Here is a 16083-nt window from a genome sequence, read left to right on the forward strand (position 1 = left end):
CCTTAGAAAACAAGCCTTTACTGGTAGGGCCTGCCGGGTTTGTCACCCAGAGCGGGGCTTTGGGGTACTCCATTTTTAATCTGGCCCAGGAGGCAGGGATTGGCTTTACATATATTGTTAGTACAGGGAATGAGGTAGACCTTCACTCTCTGGAACTGCTGGAGTATATGGTGGAGGACCCTGATACGCGGCTGCTGATAAGCTATTTCGAAGGTATAAAAGACGGCAGGCGCTTCGCAGAAGTTGCAGAACGAGCCCTGGAACTGGGTAAACCGATAGTCGCTTTAAAAGTAGGGAAAACAGAAGTCGGGCAAAAAGCCGCTTCTTCCCATACTGCTTCCATGACCGGATCGGAGACAGTATTTGGCGCCTTTTTTAAACAAAAAGGCATTATTCGGGTTAACGATATTGAAGAAATTCTTGACATAGCCTATCTGTACGGCCGAATTCCCCTACCAACCGGAAAAGGTCTGGGCGTGGTGACAACCAGTGGCGGCGCGGGGATCCTGGTGGCGGATGCAGCGGTGGAAATGGGTCTCTCAGTACCCGAATTGGATGAAAGCGTACGGGCTAAAATTAACCAGGTTATTCCTGACTACGGATCGGCTTTAAATCCGGTAGATGTAACTGCTCAGGTTATTAATGATCCTCAGGGATTTATCCAAGTGCTCGAGGCCATGCTGGAAAACCCGGCCATTGATGCGTTGGTTATAGTGGTCACTATGATAGCAGGAGCTGCCGGAGAAAGATTGGCCAGGGATATTGTGGAAGTATACCGTAGGAGTTCCAAGCCGGTAGTAGTTGCGTGGACCGCTGGAGACAGGCTGATGGAAAACTGCTTTGCTATTTTAAGGAAAGGAGATGTTCCTTATTTCAAGTCACCGGTTCGCTGTGTGAAAGCTTTGGGGGCTTTAATGAAGTACAGTGCTTTCCGGCAGGAGTGGTTGCATTCCCGTACCGGTGTCCATGAAGAAGTTGCTGCCACGACAACGGCGGATCTTTTGAACAGAGCCCGGGAAATACTGGAAAATACGGGCGATAGCCTAACCGAGCATGAGGGGAAAATGTTGCTGGCCCATTACGGGATTCCTGTTACGGAAGAGGAAGTGGTTACTACGCCTGAAGAGGCTCTGGCTGTTGCCCGGCGCATCGGTTACCCGGTGGCTGTAAAAATCGATTCTCCCGACATTTTACATAAGACGGAAGCTAAAGCCATTAAACTCGGGATCAGCAGTGATGAACAATTACTGGCGGCTTACCGTGAGGTGCTGGAAAATGCACGAAATTATCAACCGGAGGCCCGGATCGACGGGGTATTGATACAGGAGATGGTCTCAGGGGGAACTGAAGTAATAGTTGGGATGAAAAATGATTCCCAATTTGGGCCGGTGCTGGTATTCGGGCTGGGAGGCATCTTTGTGGAAATACTCAAAGATGTGGTTTTGCGGGTGGCTCCTATCACCAGAGATGAGGCCTATAAAATGATCAGCAGTATTAAAGGGTATAAGATTCTGGAGGGTGCCCGGGGGCGGGAACCGGGAGATTTGAAGGCCCTGGCGGAGGTATTGGTAAAGGTCGGCCAGTTGGCAGTCGACCTTGGTGACGTGATAGGAGAAATAGACATTAACCCGCTGCTGGTATTGCCTCGCGGCCAAGGAGTTAAAGCTGTTGATGCTCTGGTTATTAAAAAGTGAATTGTTATTTACCGCTTGGTTAAGACAGGAGTGCATTGCTAGCAAGTTTAAATACCTTTTATCGAAGCAAAGAGGAACAGGGATTTCCCCTGTTCTTTATTTCATTTCCGGGAAACTGTTGACGTTGGTCTAATGCCCATTATTTTCTGTGCAAATACTGGAAGAACGTTAGAAGGAAAAGAAGTAGAAAGAAAAGAAGAAATAAACAGAGAGTTCTGGCAAATGTACGGTGGGGGGAGAAAAGTGCTGGCTAGGGATGCGGTTACTCCCTGTGACGTAGTGATTGGTTCGGAGACGAGCCTTGAGGAGGCTCATGCTTTTTACGTTAAGCATGATGTTTCGGCCCTTCCGATAGTGGACCAAGAACACAAGGTAATTGGTTTGCTGAACAGTGAAAGTTTTGCGCAAGCCCTATCTTTGCCTGACTGGAAAAAAGCGAAAGTCCGTGAGGTGATGCAGGAGAATTTTATCACCGTAGCTGAAGAAGCGGAGCTTGAAGAAATTTGGAATTGGCCTGTTGAGTGGTTTGTAGTACTGTCCAGTTCGAGTTCCATCAAGGGAGTGTTGGCCAAGCAGGATTTAGCCTCCCTTTTATACAAGAAAGTGCAGCAACGGTTACAGCAACTGGAGGGGGTACTGGATTCCGCCCACAACGGGATTATAGCCATTGATAAAAACGGTATAGTGACCTTTTTCAACAAAGCTGCTGAAGAGATAGTTTGGCGCAAAAAGAAAGATGCCATAGGCAAACACCTTTCGCAGGTTATAATTCCCCAAGGGCTTCTGGAAATTTTGAAAACGGGAAAGCGGCAGCTGTGTCACAAATTTGCCGTGGAATATTCGGCAGGTACCCGGATTTACATGACTCACCGCACTCCCATATTTGAAGACGGTAAGGTGGTCGGGGCAGTAGGTGTATTTCAGGATATATCTGAAATAGAAGCTATCTCTAACGAGCTGGATACCGTTAAAAGGTTGAACCGGGAGCTGGAAGCAGTTATTGGTGCGTCTTACGACGGGATCATGGTTACCGACAGGAACGGGGTGGTTGTTAGAGTTAACGAAGCTTTTGAGCGGATGACCGGGTATAAATCCACCGAGATTATAGGCAGGACGCTCATGGAAACAGGGGAAGAACAGTTTTTGCCCGGGTCTATCGTAGAAAAAATAAAAGCGAGTAAACAGCCGGTCAGTATAGCGGTAGACCATGGAGGACGCCAGTTTTTATTTACCGGCAATCCAGTTACCGATCAGGAGGGAGAGATTGTCCGTATAGTGATTAATGTGCGGGACTTAACCGAGTTAAACAGTCTGCGAAAAGAACTTAAGGAGAGTAAGGAGCTCAGCCGTCGTTATCATTCGGAGTTATATGAGTTGCGGAGAAAACTTCTGCAGCATGAAGGTATTGTGGTGCAGTCGCCCCAGATGCAAAAGATTCTGGAGCTGGCTATGCGGGTGGCGACGGTTGATTCGACGGTACTTATCTTGGGTGAATCCGGTGTCGGCAAAGAAGTAATTGCCAAACTCATTCACCAGAACAGTAAACGAAGCGAAGGCCCATTCATAACCGTTAATTGCGGAGCTATACCGGAAACCCTCTTGGAATCAGAATTATTCGGTTATGAACCGGGTGCCTTTACCGGAGCCAGCAGGGAGGGTAAGTTAGGCCTTTTTGAACTGGCGGATAACGGTACCCTTTTCCTGGATGAAATTGGCGACCTGCCTTTTCCCTTGCAGGTCAAGTTATTGAGAGCCATTCAGGATCGGGAGATAATCCGGCTGGGCGGCCGGCGACCGCGAAAGGTTAATGTGCGTATCGTGGCGGCCACTAACAGGGATTTGGAAGAAATGGTCAAGAACGGCCAGTTCAGGGAAGACCTTTATTTTCGTCTCAATGTTGTTCCTCTCAAGATACCGCCGTTGCGGGAAAGGAAAGAAGAAATTATACCCTTAGTTAACAGGTTTCTTGAAAAGTATTGTAAGAATTATAATATCAAGAAAACTATTAGTTCCGAGGTGTTGGACCGATTCTTAAAATACGACTGGCCGGGTAACATCCGGGAACTAGAAAACATTATTGAACGGCTGGTAGTTACTGCTTCCGGAACTACTATTACGCCGGCGGATCTTCCGGAGCACTTGAAACCGCAGTGTTCCGACACTTCTCCCGCTGTTTTGGTAAAAGGTATTCTGCCCTTAAAGAATGCGGTAATGGAAGTGGAGAGACAGCTAATAGAAAAGGCTCTGGAACAGTACGGCAGTACTTATAAGGCGGCCAAGGCTTTACGGGTAAATCAGTCCACAGTGGTAAGGAAATTAAACAGGATTAGGCGGGAGGCTAACGGCGGCGGGTAATGCCGTAACGCATTGGTCAATGCAAATACGGCAGGACGGCCATACCTTTTACGCAATACAATACAACGAAGAGAAGGATTTAAAAAATGTCAACGCTTGAAGGGCGCTGGCATTTTTTTTGCTTTAACCCATGAGTGGAAGGAGGGAAAAGCATGAGCGATTTGATTTACGAAAAGAAAGAACCTTTTGCTATTTTAAAGCTGAACAGGCCGGAAAGTCTGAACGCTTTTTCCGTGTCCATGCTGAAAGGCTGGGCGGAAGCTTTACAGGATGCCCAGAAAGACCCCGAGATAAGAGTTATCATTGTGACCGGCACCGGTAAGGCTTTTTGCGCCGGGGGCGATGTAAAAACCATGCTCGCCGGAAAAGGATTTGTAGCCGGAGACGACAAGGGCGAGCACTGGGGAGAACTGGCCCTCGACCGCAAGAATGCTTTATGGAAACTTGTACACCAGGTCCCTTTAACTTTGGAGCAGGTTGATAAGCCTGTTATTGCTTCCATCAACGGTGTAGCAGTAGGTGCGGGGCTGGATATGGCCCTCATGTGTGACTTGAGGATAGCAGCGGATAATGTCAAGCTTTCGGCAGGATACGTCAAAGTGGGGTTAGTACCGGGAGACGGAGGAGCATATTTCTTACCCCGACTAGTAGGTACAGCCAAAGCCCTGGAACTGCTATGGACGGGCGACTTTATCGACGCTAAAGAAGCAGAAAGAATAGGACTGGTAAACAAAGTAGTACCGGCAGAGCAACTGGAACAGGCGACCATGGAACTGGCGCAGAAAATTGCCGATGCTCCCCCGATTTGCGTCCAAATGATCAAACGGGCCGTTTACCAGGGACTGAAAATGGACTTAAGGGCGGCCTTGGACTTAATTTCTTCTCAAATGGCTATTGTCACCGAGATGCAGGATCATCGGGAAGGAGTACTGGCATTAAAAGAAAAGCGGAAGCCTGTTTTTAAAGGCAGATAAAAGCCAGAGCCAACAAACAAAGGAGGTATATACTAAGATGAATTTTGCCTTAACGGAAGAACAGCGCATGTTACAGGAAATGGCCAGGAAGTTTGCCGAAAAAGAGATTCTTCCCACCCTCGAAGAAGATGAAAAGAACCACCGTTTTCGTCCCGAACTGGTCAGAAAAATGGGAGAACTGGGGTTTTTTGGCTGTGCGGTAGATGAAGAATATGGTGGCAACGGAATGGGATTTTTAGAATCCGTATTAATCGCCGAACAGATAGCAAAAGTAAGTGCCTCCTGGAGGCTACCCTTTAACATGCAGAACTTAGGACCGGCAGTTACCGTTAACCGTTTTGGGACAGAAGAACAGAAAAGAAAATATATCCCCAAATGGGTAAGCGGCGAATCTCTCGGTTTTTTTGCCATTACCGAACCCAACACGGGCTCCGATGTAGCCAGTATGAGCACCACTGCGGTTGACCGTGGGGACCACTGGGAGCTTAACGGGCAAAAAATGTGGATATCCAACGCCCCGGTAGGGGATGTAGGGCTGGTGTACGCCTATACGGACAAAAGCAAAAAATACAAAGGCATGACCTGCTTCATAGTCAACCTTAAAGAGACGGAAGGAGTTATCACCAACGCCATTGAAACCAAGATGGGATTGCACTGTGCCCCTACAGGGGAGATCATCTTTGATAAAGCGAAAATACCCAAGGATGCAGTGCTGGGACAAGTAGGAGAAGGTTTTAAAATATGTATGTGGCAGTTGAACAACACTCGGCTGGGATGTGCTGCCGGAGCCCTGGGTATCAGCGCCGCCTGTGTGGAAGCCTCTATCAAATACGCGAACGAACGGATGCAGTTCGGGCGCAAAATAGGCTCTTTCCAAATGGTTCAGGCCTCCATTGCTGAAATGGTGGCCGAGCATGAAGCGGCTAAATACTTGGTATATCACGCCGCCTGGCTAAAAGACCAGGGCCTGCCCAACCAACTGGAGACCTCCATAGCCAAGTACTATGCCAGTGAAGCGGCAGTTCATGCGGCCAACGAAGCTATGAAAATTTTCGGTTCCTACGGTTACTCTACCGAATATCCGGTGGAAAGATATCTGAGGGATGCGAAGTCCCTGCAAATAGTGGAGGGAACATCCAATATCCAGAAAATGATAATAGCCGGCATTGCTTTGGGTGACGCTCCCAACCGTGCGTAGAACTTTACTTAGAAGATTACTTGTTGGACCGGAGGTATGAGAACGCCTCCGGCTTCTTATTTTGAAAAGAATTTCTGACCCGAGCCCGCACAAATTTTGGTTATGGGCATAAAATAAGAGGAAATATTGACAGCGAAAGAAAATGGTAGTATAATGATAATAAACCCCCTGGGGGTACAAATATTTGCTTTTAGGTGGGAGTGATACTGCTTGTCATTTTCCCAGGCCAAGAGCCCTAACAAATCAAAAGCTGTTTTGAAGAAAAATAAAAAGGATCCTGGTTATCAACAGTGGTTACAACGGCTAAAATATTTAGGAATTAAAGTGAGTTAAAGTTTGTCTTTGCTAGGGAGGTGAAAAGAAGGTGCCTTCTTATGATTTCCGGTGTGAGAAATGCGGGCATGATTTTACGGTACGTGTTTCCTGGAGGGAAAAAGATAAAGTAAAATGTCCTGTTTGTGGAAGTTCTTCGGTAAAGCAGTTATTTACCAGTTTTACCCTCCTGACCGGCGGGAGTGGCGGCGCTTGTAATGCCCCTTCCGGTAGTCCTTTCGGGTGAGGGTAAGATAAAGGAAAGCAGTTGGCTTTCCAGTTGGAGCGGCTTTCCTGAGAAAGAAGGCCGCTTATTCAATTTTTATACTGGTTGACAAGGCACCAGCCATATACTATGATTATTTTGTGAACTGGTTAACATGCTTTGGGCCTGGAAGGAGAGTGCGGGCTATGATGAAATTGTTTAGGCGCAACAAACGAGCAGCTAAGGTGCCTTTTATTATCCTGGTGGTTGCCCTTTCGGTAGGTCTTGTAGGTTCTTTTACCATTTGGTCTGTACCCCAAATACGGGTTAACCGGGCTCCAAGGCCGGTAAATACTAATCCTCCGGTTACCGGGAGCCGGGAAAATGATGTGGTGCAGAAACTTTTAACCAATATTAGGCAGTATGAACAGGTATTAAAGGCCAATCCGGATAATTTGGAAGTGCTTGTTGACTTAGGAAATGATCATTATGACTTAGGAGTAATTTATGCGGGGGAACTGAATCAACCGGAAAAAGCGTTTGAGCATTTTGCCAAAGCCACGGAAGCGTACCAGAAGGCCATATCTATTGATCCGGAAAACATAAATGTGAGAGTGGACCTGGCTACGGCGGCGTTTTACAGCAACCAGTACGATCTAGCCGAGGAACACTTTAAGAAGGCTATCGAACAAGACCCTAATTTTATTAACGCCCGGCGAAATTACGGTGTTTTCCTGGCTCAAGCCAGAGGCGATTACGAGGGAGCTATTGCCCAGTGGGAAGCTGTTTTGGCGCTTAATCCAAGCCCTGACGTTAGGAAGGATTTTGAAGAACTTATAAAGCAGGCGCAGGCAGAGTTAAAGGCCAAACAGTGAGCAAAACAGGTACAAATTTACAGCAATGAACTCCAATGTTTGCTAGCATTGGAGTTTTTATTTTTTATTGACAGCGAATATTTAAATTAGTATAATAGAAATAGATTAATTTGTGCAACATGGCACAAATAAGAGCCTGTAAAAGGAGGAAGGCCGATGCCATGGAAAAGCGAAATTAAAGAACGCTTCGGTGAACGGGTTACATTTGATCCGACTGAGAGGCTTCTCTACTCTCATGATGTGGCTGTTTTGCCTGAAGCAGTGCGAAAGATGTTTCGAACCATGCCTGATGCTGTAGTACAGCCGGTCAATCGGGAAGAGGTCGTTTTTCTGACCGAGTTGGCCCGTAACTACCAGATTCCGCTGGTGCCGCGGGGTGCCGGGACTAGCGGTTACGGTGGCGCGGTGCCTGCCAAAGGGGGAATCATTGTAGACTTTTCGCGTTTTCGGAACCGGATCGAAATTGATGCCAAAGCGATGACCGTAACTGTAGATCCCGGAGTTAACTGGTTGGACCTGGAGGAAGCTTTGCGGGCTGAGGGGCTTGCCCTGAGGTTGTATCCCACCAGCGCTCCGGGTAGTACGGTTGCCGGTTGGGTAGCAGAAGGAGGCGCTGGCATTGGCAGCTACGAGTACGGTTATATAACCGAAAACGTCCTTGCTGTAGAAACGGTGCTCCCTTCCGGTGATGTGCGGCAGTTTACAGGCGATGAGCTGGAATTGGTAACTGGTACCGAGGGTATCACCGGGTTTCTAACAGGGGTCACTTTGGCGGTACGCGAAGCCGACGAAGATATCCCTGTACTGGCTTCGTTTCCCGGCCCCGAGGAGTTGCACCGTTGCCTTATGGAGGTGAGCGGGAAAGGGTTGCCCTTATGGCATGTGGTGTTCAGCACCCCCGAGTTTGTGCGGAAACGGGAGGAAGCTGCCCAAAAGTGCCTTTTGCCACAAGACTTACCTATGGCGCTCTTCGTCTATCCAAAGAAGCGGCAGGAAAGAGTCCACAGCCAATTATTAAATACCATTGAGGCTAATGGGGGAACCGTATTGAGTGAAGAAATGGCGGCACACGAGTGGGAGGAACGGTTTTACCCCATGCGGCTAAAAAGGCTGGGGCCTTCGCTGATACCCAGTGAAGCCGTGGTACCGCTAGCGCGGGTTAACGCTGCTCTTAGGGAAATTGGGTCACAAGTACAAGGTATCGCGATTGAAGGAACTCTTATCTCCGGCAAGGATGTTGCTCTCCTTGGCTTTCTAGTTGGCAATCAGCGTGGACTGGCATATACAATCGGCTACGGTAAATCTTTGATGGTTGCTGATATTGCGAAGAAGCACGGCGGCCGGCCTTATACGGTAGGTCTCTTCTTCACCAACGAAGTTGAGGAGGCCTTGGGGCGCAGCCGGGTAGAAAGAATTCGTAGTTTCAAGCAGGAGGTGGACCCGGCGGGCCTGTTAAACCCGGGCAAGATTCTTCCTTCCGGCAGCACCGCGCTCAGTATGGCTATGAAAGCCGCCCGTATCGGCCGGCCGCTGATGGGCGTGGCGGAAAAACTGGCCGGCGACGGCTCCGGAGAGAGTAAGGACCCCGCGCGTGGCAAGCTGCCCAAGAATTTGGCCTACGAGGCATACGCCTGTGCTCAGTGTGGTTACTGTCGAAACGTTTGTACCCTCTACGGTGCCCGCGAGTGGGAGAGTTCTTCACCCAGAGGGAAATGGTATCTTTTGCGAGAGTATGTTGAAGGTCGGGCGAAAATTACCCAGGAGATGGTGGACGTTTTCCTGATGTGCACCACCTGCAAGCGTTGCAACGATGTATGTCAGGTAAATATCCCCATCCAGGAAATGTGGGATGAAATTCGTGGTTTTCTGATCAAAGAGCAGGGTTATCAGACCTTCCCGGCCTTCGAAATGATGGGTGCGTCGTTCAACTCTGAGCTTAACATTTGGGCCAGTCTTCGCGAGAACCGCGATGCATGGGTTCCGGAAGATGTAAAGATTGCCGAACGGAGTGAAATCGGTTACTGGGCGGGATGTACTGCCTCCTTTGTGGAAAGGGATATTGCTCAGAATGCGGTGCATATTCTCAAAGAGGGCGGTTTGGAATTCACCTACTTGGGTAAGGACGAGGCCTGTTGTGGTGTTCCCTTCCTGGTCGCAGGAAAGTGGGATATCTTTGAAAAAGCTCTTCGTCATAACGTAAACGAGATCAAAAAGCGTGGCATTAAAACCCTAGTTATTTCTTGTCCCGGTTGCTGGGTTGCTTTCGAACACTATTACGCCCACTGGACTAAAGAATTGGGTATCGAATGGGATGTTGAGATAAAGCATATAACGGAAGTGGCAGCCCAACTGGTTAGGGAAGGCAAGTTACAGTTCCAAGGTTTACCGGAAACTAGACTGACCTGGCACGATCCCTGCCACATTGGAAGACATGGCGGCATATACGAAGCTCCGCGGGAGGTTTTAAAGGCGATTCCGGGCGTTGAGTTGGTAGAAATGGCTTCCAACCGTGATAAGGGGCGTTGCTGCGGCAGCGTTTTAACCCGGATCAGCTACCCGGATATTTCCAATACCTTGGCCAAACAGCGGCTCACGGAAGCTGTAGAAGTAGACGCTCAGGCGGTCGTCACTACATGTCCCTGTTGTGAATTTCAGTTGCGTGTAGGCGGGAAGGCATCCGGCGTGGATATTCCTGTTATAGATTTTGCCGCCGTGGTGGCCAAGGCTCTAGGTTACGAGTCGGAGGATCCTACCGAACTTGTACACGCGCGGTGGGAGGTATTTGATGCCGCCATTAAGGCCATGAGTTTTGAAGGCATGGTTGAGATGATGCATGAGCTGATGCCGGGGATGTTTGATATGATGCCGAGCCCAATGGATAAGGGTATGGAGATCATGAAAAAGATTCCCTCCCCGGGAAAACATGCCATGATAGCGATGATGGATTCGATAATGCCTATGATGATGCCTCAGCTTATGAATAAAATGCTCCCGAAGATGCTTCCGGAGGTCCAGAAGCTAATGGAACGCAAGATTCCGGGAATGCCCGACTCCATGAAGCAACTCATGCCCAAGATGTTGCCGGAGATCATGAAAGCCCTTTTGCCGGCGGCGTTACCCAAATTAATTCCGGTGATCAAGCCTAAGATGATGGAGCTCATGAAGGAGCAAATTTTTGGTCGCCGTCCTGCCTGAACCTGCTCATATATTCCAAGACCGGCCTATGGGTCGGTTTTTTTTGGAAACATGGACCTAACATTTTACGGCAGGAATCAAATGGATAATGCAGAATTAATTATTTGTATGAAAAATTATCAAAAAAGTTTTTGAATATATTTACAAATGTATCCTGAGGAGTTATACTTGATACATAAGCTATGAGGTTAGAGGGTGAAAGATTATGATTATCCATGACGAGGATCGTCCTCTTTATACCATTGGCGTTGTTTCCCGGTTACTGGATGTTCACCCGGAAACTTTGCGGGTTTGGGAACGCCATGGTTTAATCAAGCCGGAGAGGCAAAACCGACAGCGTTTTTACTCCAACAATGACTTGAAACGGTTAAAATTCATTTATAGCCTTATTGAGGACAAAGGATTGAATCTGGCAGGGGTTAAGCAGGTAGTAGAACTTTATCCGTGCTGGTGGCATAAGAATTGCCAAGGAGGAAAAAAGAGGAACACTGCTCAGCCTAACAGTCATGCACGGCCTTGTTGGAAGCATGAGGGTACTTATTGTATTACGATAGAAGATAAAGCAGATTTCTGTTCTACCTGTGAACTTTGTCAGGAGAAAGAACGTTGCGTAGGGGAAGGAGAATAACCAAAGCGTTTTTTGGGGAAGAGTTCAAAAAAATATTTGAAGAAAAATAAATGATTATATTGAATTAAATCGGATTCTTTTAACGCGATAAAAAAACTTTTGTTATTAGGGAGGAATTATGGTGCCCAATTTAGTAAAAAAAGAATTATCAAGATCTTATCCGGAGTCCTACATACGTTGCCTGTGCGGTAAAATTGTGAGTCAGCTCAGCAATGACTCTATTATAATCAAATGCCGGCACTGTAAGCAATTTGTAGTAATTAAAGCTCAAAAAATTGAACGGATAGATTACCGACAAACGATAAACGAGGAGGGTTAGCATGCGCAATTTGGTTCAAGGGTTATTATTGACCGCTATTCTGGTTATTTTCTGGATCAATACGCCATGGGTAGCTTTAGCCCAGGAGGAATGCGAAGACATAATAAGTTGTTTTATGGCTCCCGACTTTTGCGGTATGACTTTGGATACCTGCCCGGCTAGTTCCGCCCGCGAAATGAGGGAAGAAATATGCCGTATGGTAGAACAAGGCATGAGTAAAGATGAAATCATTGCCCACTATGTTAATCTTTACGGTACACAAATTCTGGCGGCACCTCCCAAAGAAGGTTTTTTCCTTACCGCTTGGTTGACTCCGGTGGTCATTTTGATTTTAGGTACCCTGCTTTTGTTGGTTGTCCTCAAAAACCGAAAAGCCGCCCTCTCTCCTGCCGGTAACAACGGTGTAACGTTGCCGGAAGAAGAATTATACGAAGACGTCCTCCAGGATGAATTAAAGAAGTATATATAATCCAATCTATAAATTGATAAGGGGGTCTTGCCTTTGGAGATAAAGAATGCCAACTGGGATAAAGCGATTTCGTTTCATGGTCATGCCTGTCCTGGATTGGCTATCGGATATCGGGCCAGTATGCTCGCGTTAGAAAAGTTAGGGGTGAAGCGGTCTAGCGACGAGGAATTGGTGGCTATAGTGGAAAACAATTCCTGCAGTGTGGATGCCATCCAGGTTATACTAGGGTGTAGTTTTGGCAAGGGGAACCTTCTTTTTCGGGATTTTGGCAAACAAGTTTTTATAATAGGTAATCGTAACGGTGAACAAGCCCTGCGCGTAGCTTTGCGGTACGGAGCGTTGCGGGGCGGTAGTCGGGAAGCCCGGATAGAGTATATCTTGGAAGCGCCGGAAGAACAACTGTTTAACATTTCTTGGGTAGAGGAAAGATTACCTCAACCGGCCCGTATTTACCCTACGGTTCAGTGTTCCGTTTGCGGTGAAGGAGTAATGGAGCCGCGGGCCCGGCTGCGAGAAAGTAAGGTGATTTGTATTCCGTGCTTGAAGCAGCAAAGTTAAAATTTATCGCCTCCTCACCGGGGAGGTTTTTTTATTTTGTACAGTCGTAAAAGATGTTTGGAGGTTATTGACAGCGAAATAAAATGATAGTAAAATTTAAATATACCCTATAGGGGTATGTTGTTAAATATGGAAACAAGTGAAGGGAGTGGGTTTGGATGGACAAAGAAGCGGAAATCCGTCGTTTGGAGCAGGAAATTGATGACCTCAAAAGACGTTTTCCTGCTCATTCTTTAAAGCCGGCTATGTTCCGGCAGTTGGAGGAGTTAGAGGAGAGATTGGAGGAACTTAAGAAAAGTTTAACCCGAAATTAGGTTTCACGGAAAAAGGATCTTGCCTATGGAGGAGTATTTGAAGCTATCCGCCGTAGATAAGCTGAATAGGCGTCTCAGGGGAGTTATGCCTTCTCTGCACTATCTGTTGTCCGTAAAGATTTCTGACAAGCTACATTTTCAGTCGGCCCAAGGACGGGTTAAGCGCTTGATGCCTGAGCTTGTCGAGTGGCTTCATCAAAAGTGTACCAACATGGATGCCTCTGATGCTCCGGAAGTAATTAATTTAAATGAACCAGGACTGGGAGAAGGTTCATCGGGTGAAATGGGGTTGCTTTTTCCGGTAAACGACCGCGAGGGGAAATGTTTCGGCTTCCTGTTTGTTCTGGGAGAGCAAGTTTGTTCACCACAGCAAACCATGTTGATTCGAGTATTGTTACAGGAATTTGCGGCTTTACTTGAAAGATACCATACCGAGTTTCAAATAAGCAATCTTTCCTGGAGCATTCTGGAGAGTGCCGTAAGAGCTATTGAGGCCAAAGATGTCTACACTTCCGGCCATTCGAATCAGGTTTCCAGATACAGTGTCTTAATCGGGCAAGGAATGAGGCTTCCCGAATGGGAACAGGAGGCTCTTCGTTATGCCGGGATGCTTCATGATATAGGCAAGATTGGAGTGAGCGAGCAAATTCTTAGGAAGCCGGGCAAGCTTAGCGAGAAGGAATTTAGGGAGATCCAGCAGCACCCGGTTGTGGGTGCCAAAATATTGCAACCGATAAAATTATTTAAGCCGATAATAGGGGCCGTAAAGCATCACCATGAACGATACGACGGAACAGGGTACCCCGATGGTCTCAAGGGAGAGGAAATTCCTCTTTTTGCCAGGATCGTGGCGGTGGCGGACGCTTATGATGCCATGACCTCGGACCGGGTTTACCGGAAAGCGCTGAGCTCAAGGGAGGCTTTAGCGGAGATGAAAAGAAACATCGGCAGCCAGTTTGATCCGGAGGTAGTAGATGTATTTCTAAGACAGATGAACTAGTTATAATAAACTTTACTGGGGAGGAATGACGAAATTGAGCACGCACGAAGTAATTTTCTATCCAGACCAACGTTCAGTACGCGTGCCGACAGGCACCTCTTTGTTAAAAGCTGCTGCCCGGGCAGGAATTGCGTTGAAAAGTAATTGCGGAGGTAACGGTACCTGTGGTAAATGTGCCGTAAAGGTAAAGCAAGGTGAAGCAAATATTGAATCCTTTGGAAACCTTCCGGCTCGACTAAAAAAGGAAGGTTATGTATTAGCTTGTCAGACGTATGTCCAAGGAAATTTGGAGGTGGAAATCCCACCGGAAGCGCAATTGCGGGATCATCAAGTTTTAGTGGACTACAAGCAGGCTGTTCTGACCGAACGAAGGCAGAGAGGCCCGGAAGGGTTCCCCCTCTGCTACCAGGTGCAACTCGAGCTTTCTTCTCCTACCCTGACGGAAAACTCAAGCGATTTGACCCGCCTAGAGGCTGCTGTTTATCAAAAAACAGGTAAAAGAGATTGGGACATCAGTCTTGCCGTTCTGAGAGAATTGCCTGAAATTCTGAGAACTGGTCAGTGGAAGGTTCAGGTAACCTTGGTTGAAGTTCCGGGACGAAGAGAGATTGTAAAAGTGGTTCCTACCGGAAAGGCGGTCACGCCCTACGGGTTGGCGGTTGACATCGGGACAACGACCGTGGTTGTCCATTTGGTTAATCTAGAAACCGGGCAGATAGTTGACCGAAACGGGACTTACAACCGACAGGCCCAGTTTGGCGATGATGTTATAAGTCGCATAATTTATGCATCAGAGGAGAAAGAGGGGCTGGAGGAACTTCGAGAATCCGTGGTGCAAACCATAAATGAACTCACCGAAGACTTGCTGAAACGGAACGGTGTGCCAAGGGAAGACGTACACCTGGCGGTATGCGCTGGAAATACTACTATGACGCATCTTTTTATGGGCATTCTGCCTAAATACATTCGTCTCGAACCGTATATTCCCGCTTTTTCCCGTATACCTCCGGTCAAGGTCAGCCAAGTGGGACTGAAAATTAATCCGGAAGGTTGGGTTCTCAATTTTCCGGCGGTGGCAAGTTATGTGGGAGGAGATATCGTAGCCGGGGTTCTAGTCAGTGGTATAGCAGACTCAGAGGAAATTGCATTGTTCGTTGATATTGGAACCAACGGAGAAATGGTCCTGGGCAACAAGGATTGGCTCGTATCCTGCGCTTGTTCTGCCGGTCCTGCTTTTGAAGGAGGCGGCATTACTTGGGGGATGAGGGCCATGCCGGGAGCTATCGAGCGGTTAGAAATAGAACCTGAAACATTTGAAGTAAAGGTGATTACGGTTGGGGACGGAAAACCGGTAGGCATTTGTGGTTCCGGGTTGATAGATACCCTGGCCAAACTTCGCCGCTACGGGATTATTGATCGGTCCGGTAACTTTGAACGGGATCTTTCTACCCCGAGGTTACGGGAAAAAGATGGGGAATGGGAGTTTGTTCTAGTCTGGTCACGCGAAAGCGGAAATGGAGAGGATATCGTAATAACCCAAAGCGACATTAAAAACATTTTGAGGGCTAAAGCAGCGGTTTTTGCCGGAATTCGCAGTCTGTTAAAGGCTGTACAACTGGAAATGGATCAGGTGCAGAAGGTAATCATAGCTGGTGGTTTTGGAAATTATTTAAATATTGCTGACGCAGTAGAAATCGGCTTACTTCCGGACCTTCCCGAGGAAAGATATGAATTTATAGGCAATAGTGCTGTAAAAGGGGCCTATCTTTCTTTAATTTCGCAGGAGGCATGGCAGGAGGCCCATGAACTCGCGAAAAAGATGACCTACCTGGAACTGTCGGTAGGCACAGACTTTATGGAAGAATTCGTTTCGGCTTCGTTCTTGCCTCACACGGACTTAAGCCTGTTCCCTTCGCTGGTTCACGCCGTTTCCGGGAAAGAAGGGAACACTCACTGGACGGCTGCCGGCAACTAACATACGTCAAGA

The 16083-nt window shown here is 47.6% G+C and carries 14 protein-coding genes; all 14 read left to right on the forward strand.

The window, feature by feature from the left end:
- Positions 1–1694: acetate--CoA ligase family protein (locus KKC1_RS09720; RefSeq protein ID WP_088554259.1), on the forward strand; the 1694-nt coding region annotated here is incomplete at its 5' end.
- A 243-nt stretch (positions 1695–1937) separates the two neighbouring features.
- Positions 1938–4049, forward strand: coding sequence for a sigma-54-dependent Fis family transcriptional regulator (locus KKC1_RS09725; protein ID WP_192868176.1), 2112 nt, complete (start codon positions 1938–1940; stop codon positions 4047–4049).
- A 152-nt stretch (positions 4050–4201) separates the two neighbouring features.
- On the forward strand, positions 4202–5023 hold the full coding sequence (locus KKC1_RS09730) for an enoyl-CoA hydratase/isomerase family protein (protein WP_088554261.1): 822 nt from the start codon (positions 4202–4204) through the stop codon (positions 5021–5023).
- Positions 5024–5060: 37 nt separating this feature from the next.
- Positions 5061–6221, forward strand: coding sequence for a glutaryl-CoA dehydrogenase Acd (gene acd, locus KKC1_RS09735; RefSeq protein ID WP_088554262.1), 1161 nt, complete (start codon positions 5061–5063; stop codon positions 6219–6221).
- A 364-nt stretch (positions 6222–6585) separates the two neighbouring features.
- A complete protein-coding gene (locus KKC1_RS09740; RefSeq protein ID WP_088554263.1) occupies positions 6586–6780 on the forward strand; it encodes an FmdB family zinc ribbon protein in 195 nt (64 codons plus the stop codon).
- Between the two features lie 164 nt (positions 6781–6944).
- Positions 6945–7613, forward strand: coding sequence for a tetratricopeptide repeat protein (locus tag KKC1_RS09745; protein WP_088554264.1), 669 nt, complete (start codon positions 6945–6947; stop codon positions 7611–7613).
- 156 nt (positions 7614–7769) lie between these two features.
- Complete coding sequence (locus KKC1_RS09750; protein ID WP_088554265.1) at positions 7770–10808, forward strand: FAD-binding and (Fe-S)-binding domain-containing protein; 3039 nt, start codon at positions 7770–7772, stop codon at positions 10806–10808.
- Positions 10809–11013: 205 nt separating this feature from the next.
- Complete coding sequence (locus KKC1_RS09755) at positions 11014–11436, forward strand: MerR family transcriptional regulator (RefSeq protein ID WP_192868177.1); 423 nt, start codon at positions 11014–11016, stop codon at positions 11434–11436.
- Between the two features lie 121 nt (positions 11437–11557).
- Positions 11558–11755 carry a hypothetical protein gene (locus KKC1_RS09760; RefSeq protein ID WP_088554266.1) on the forward strand — a complete coding sequence of 66 codons (198 nt, stop codon included), beginning with the start codon at positions 11558–11560 and terminating at the stop codon, positions 11753–11755.
- Position 11756: 1 nt separating this feature from the next.
- Positions 11757–12224 carry a cytochrome c-type biogenesis protein gene (locus KKC1_RS09765; RefSeq protein ID WP_088554267.1) on the forward strand — a complete coding sequence of 156 codons (468 nt, stop codon included), beginning with the start codon at positions 11757–11759 and terminating at the stop codon, positions 12222–12224.
- Between the two features lie 33 nt (positions 12225–12257).
- Positions 12258–12782 (forward strand): FmdE family protein, encoded by a 525-nt coding sequence (locus tag KKC1_RS09770; protein WP_238134265.1) that lies wholly within the window; start codon positions 12258–12260, stop codon positions 12780–12782.
- Positions 12783–12940: 158 nt separating this feature from the next.
- A complete protein-coding gene (locus KKC1_RS09775) occupies positions 12941–13096 on the forward strand; it encodes a histidine kinase (protein WP_088554268.1) in 156 nt (51 codons plus the stop codon).
- A 37-nt stretch (positions 13097–13133) separates the two neighbouring features.
- Positions 13134–14096, forward strand: a complete 963-nt coding sequence (locus tag KKC1_RS09780) for an HD-GYP domain-containing protein (protein WP_192868178.1) — start codon at positions 13134–13136, stop codon at positions 14094–14096.
- Between the two features lie 25 nt (positions 14097–14121).
- Positions 14122–16071 carry an ASKHA domain-containing protein gene (locus KKC1_RS09785; RefSeq protein WP_088554270.1) on the forward strand — a complete coding sequence of 650 codons (1950 nt, stop codon included), beginning with the start codon at positions 14122–14124 and terminating at the stop codon, positions 16069–16071.
- Positions 16072–16083 lie beyond the last annotated feature (12 nt).

Source organism: Calderihabitans maritimus (assembly GCF_002207765.1).
GTDB classification, from domain to species: domain Bacteria; phylum Bacillota; class KKC1; order Calderihabitantales; family Calderihabitantaceae; genus Calderihabitans; species Calderihabitans maritimus.

Excerpts from the sequence above, each read along its gene's own strand:
- KKC1_RS09730 (WP_088554261.1), top strand. The coding sequence starts at position 4,202 with ATGAGCGATTTGATTTACGAAAAGAAAGAACCTTTTGCTATTTTAAAG.
- acd (WP_088554262.1), top strand. The coding sequence starts at position 5,061 with ATGAATTTTGCCTTAACGGAAGAACAGCGCATGTTACAGGAAATGGCC.
- KKC1_RS09745 (WP_088554264.1), top strand. The coding sequence starts at position 6,945 with ATGATGAAATTGTTTAGGCGCAACAAACGAGCAGCTAAGGTGCCTTTT.
- KKC1_RS09750 (WP_088554265.1), top strand. The coding sequence starts at position 7,770 with ATGCCATGGAAAAGCGAAATTAAAGAACGCTTCGGTGAACGGGTTACA.
- KKC1_RS09755 (WP_192868177.1), top strand. The coding sequence starts at position 11,014 with ATGATTATCCATGACGAGGATCGTCCTCTTTATACCATTGGCGTTGTT.
- KKC1_RS09765 (WP_088554267.1), top strand. The coding sequence starts at position 11,757 with ATGCGCAATTTGGTTCAAGGGTTATTATTGACCGCTATTCTGGTTATT.
- KKC1_RS09775 (WP_088554268.1), top strand. The coding sequence starts at position 12,941 with ATGGACAAAGAAGCGGAAATCCGTCGTTTGGAGCAGGAAATTGATGAC.
- KKC1_RS09785 (WP_088554270.1), top strand. The coding sequence starts at position 14,122 with ATGACGAAATTGAGCACGCACGAAGTAATTTTCTATCCAGACCAACGT.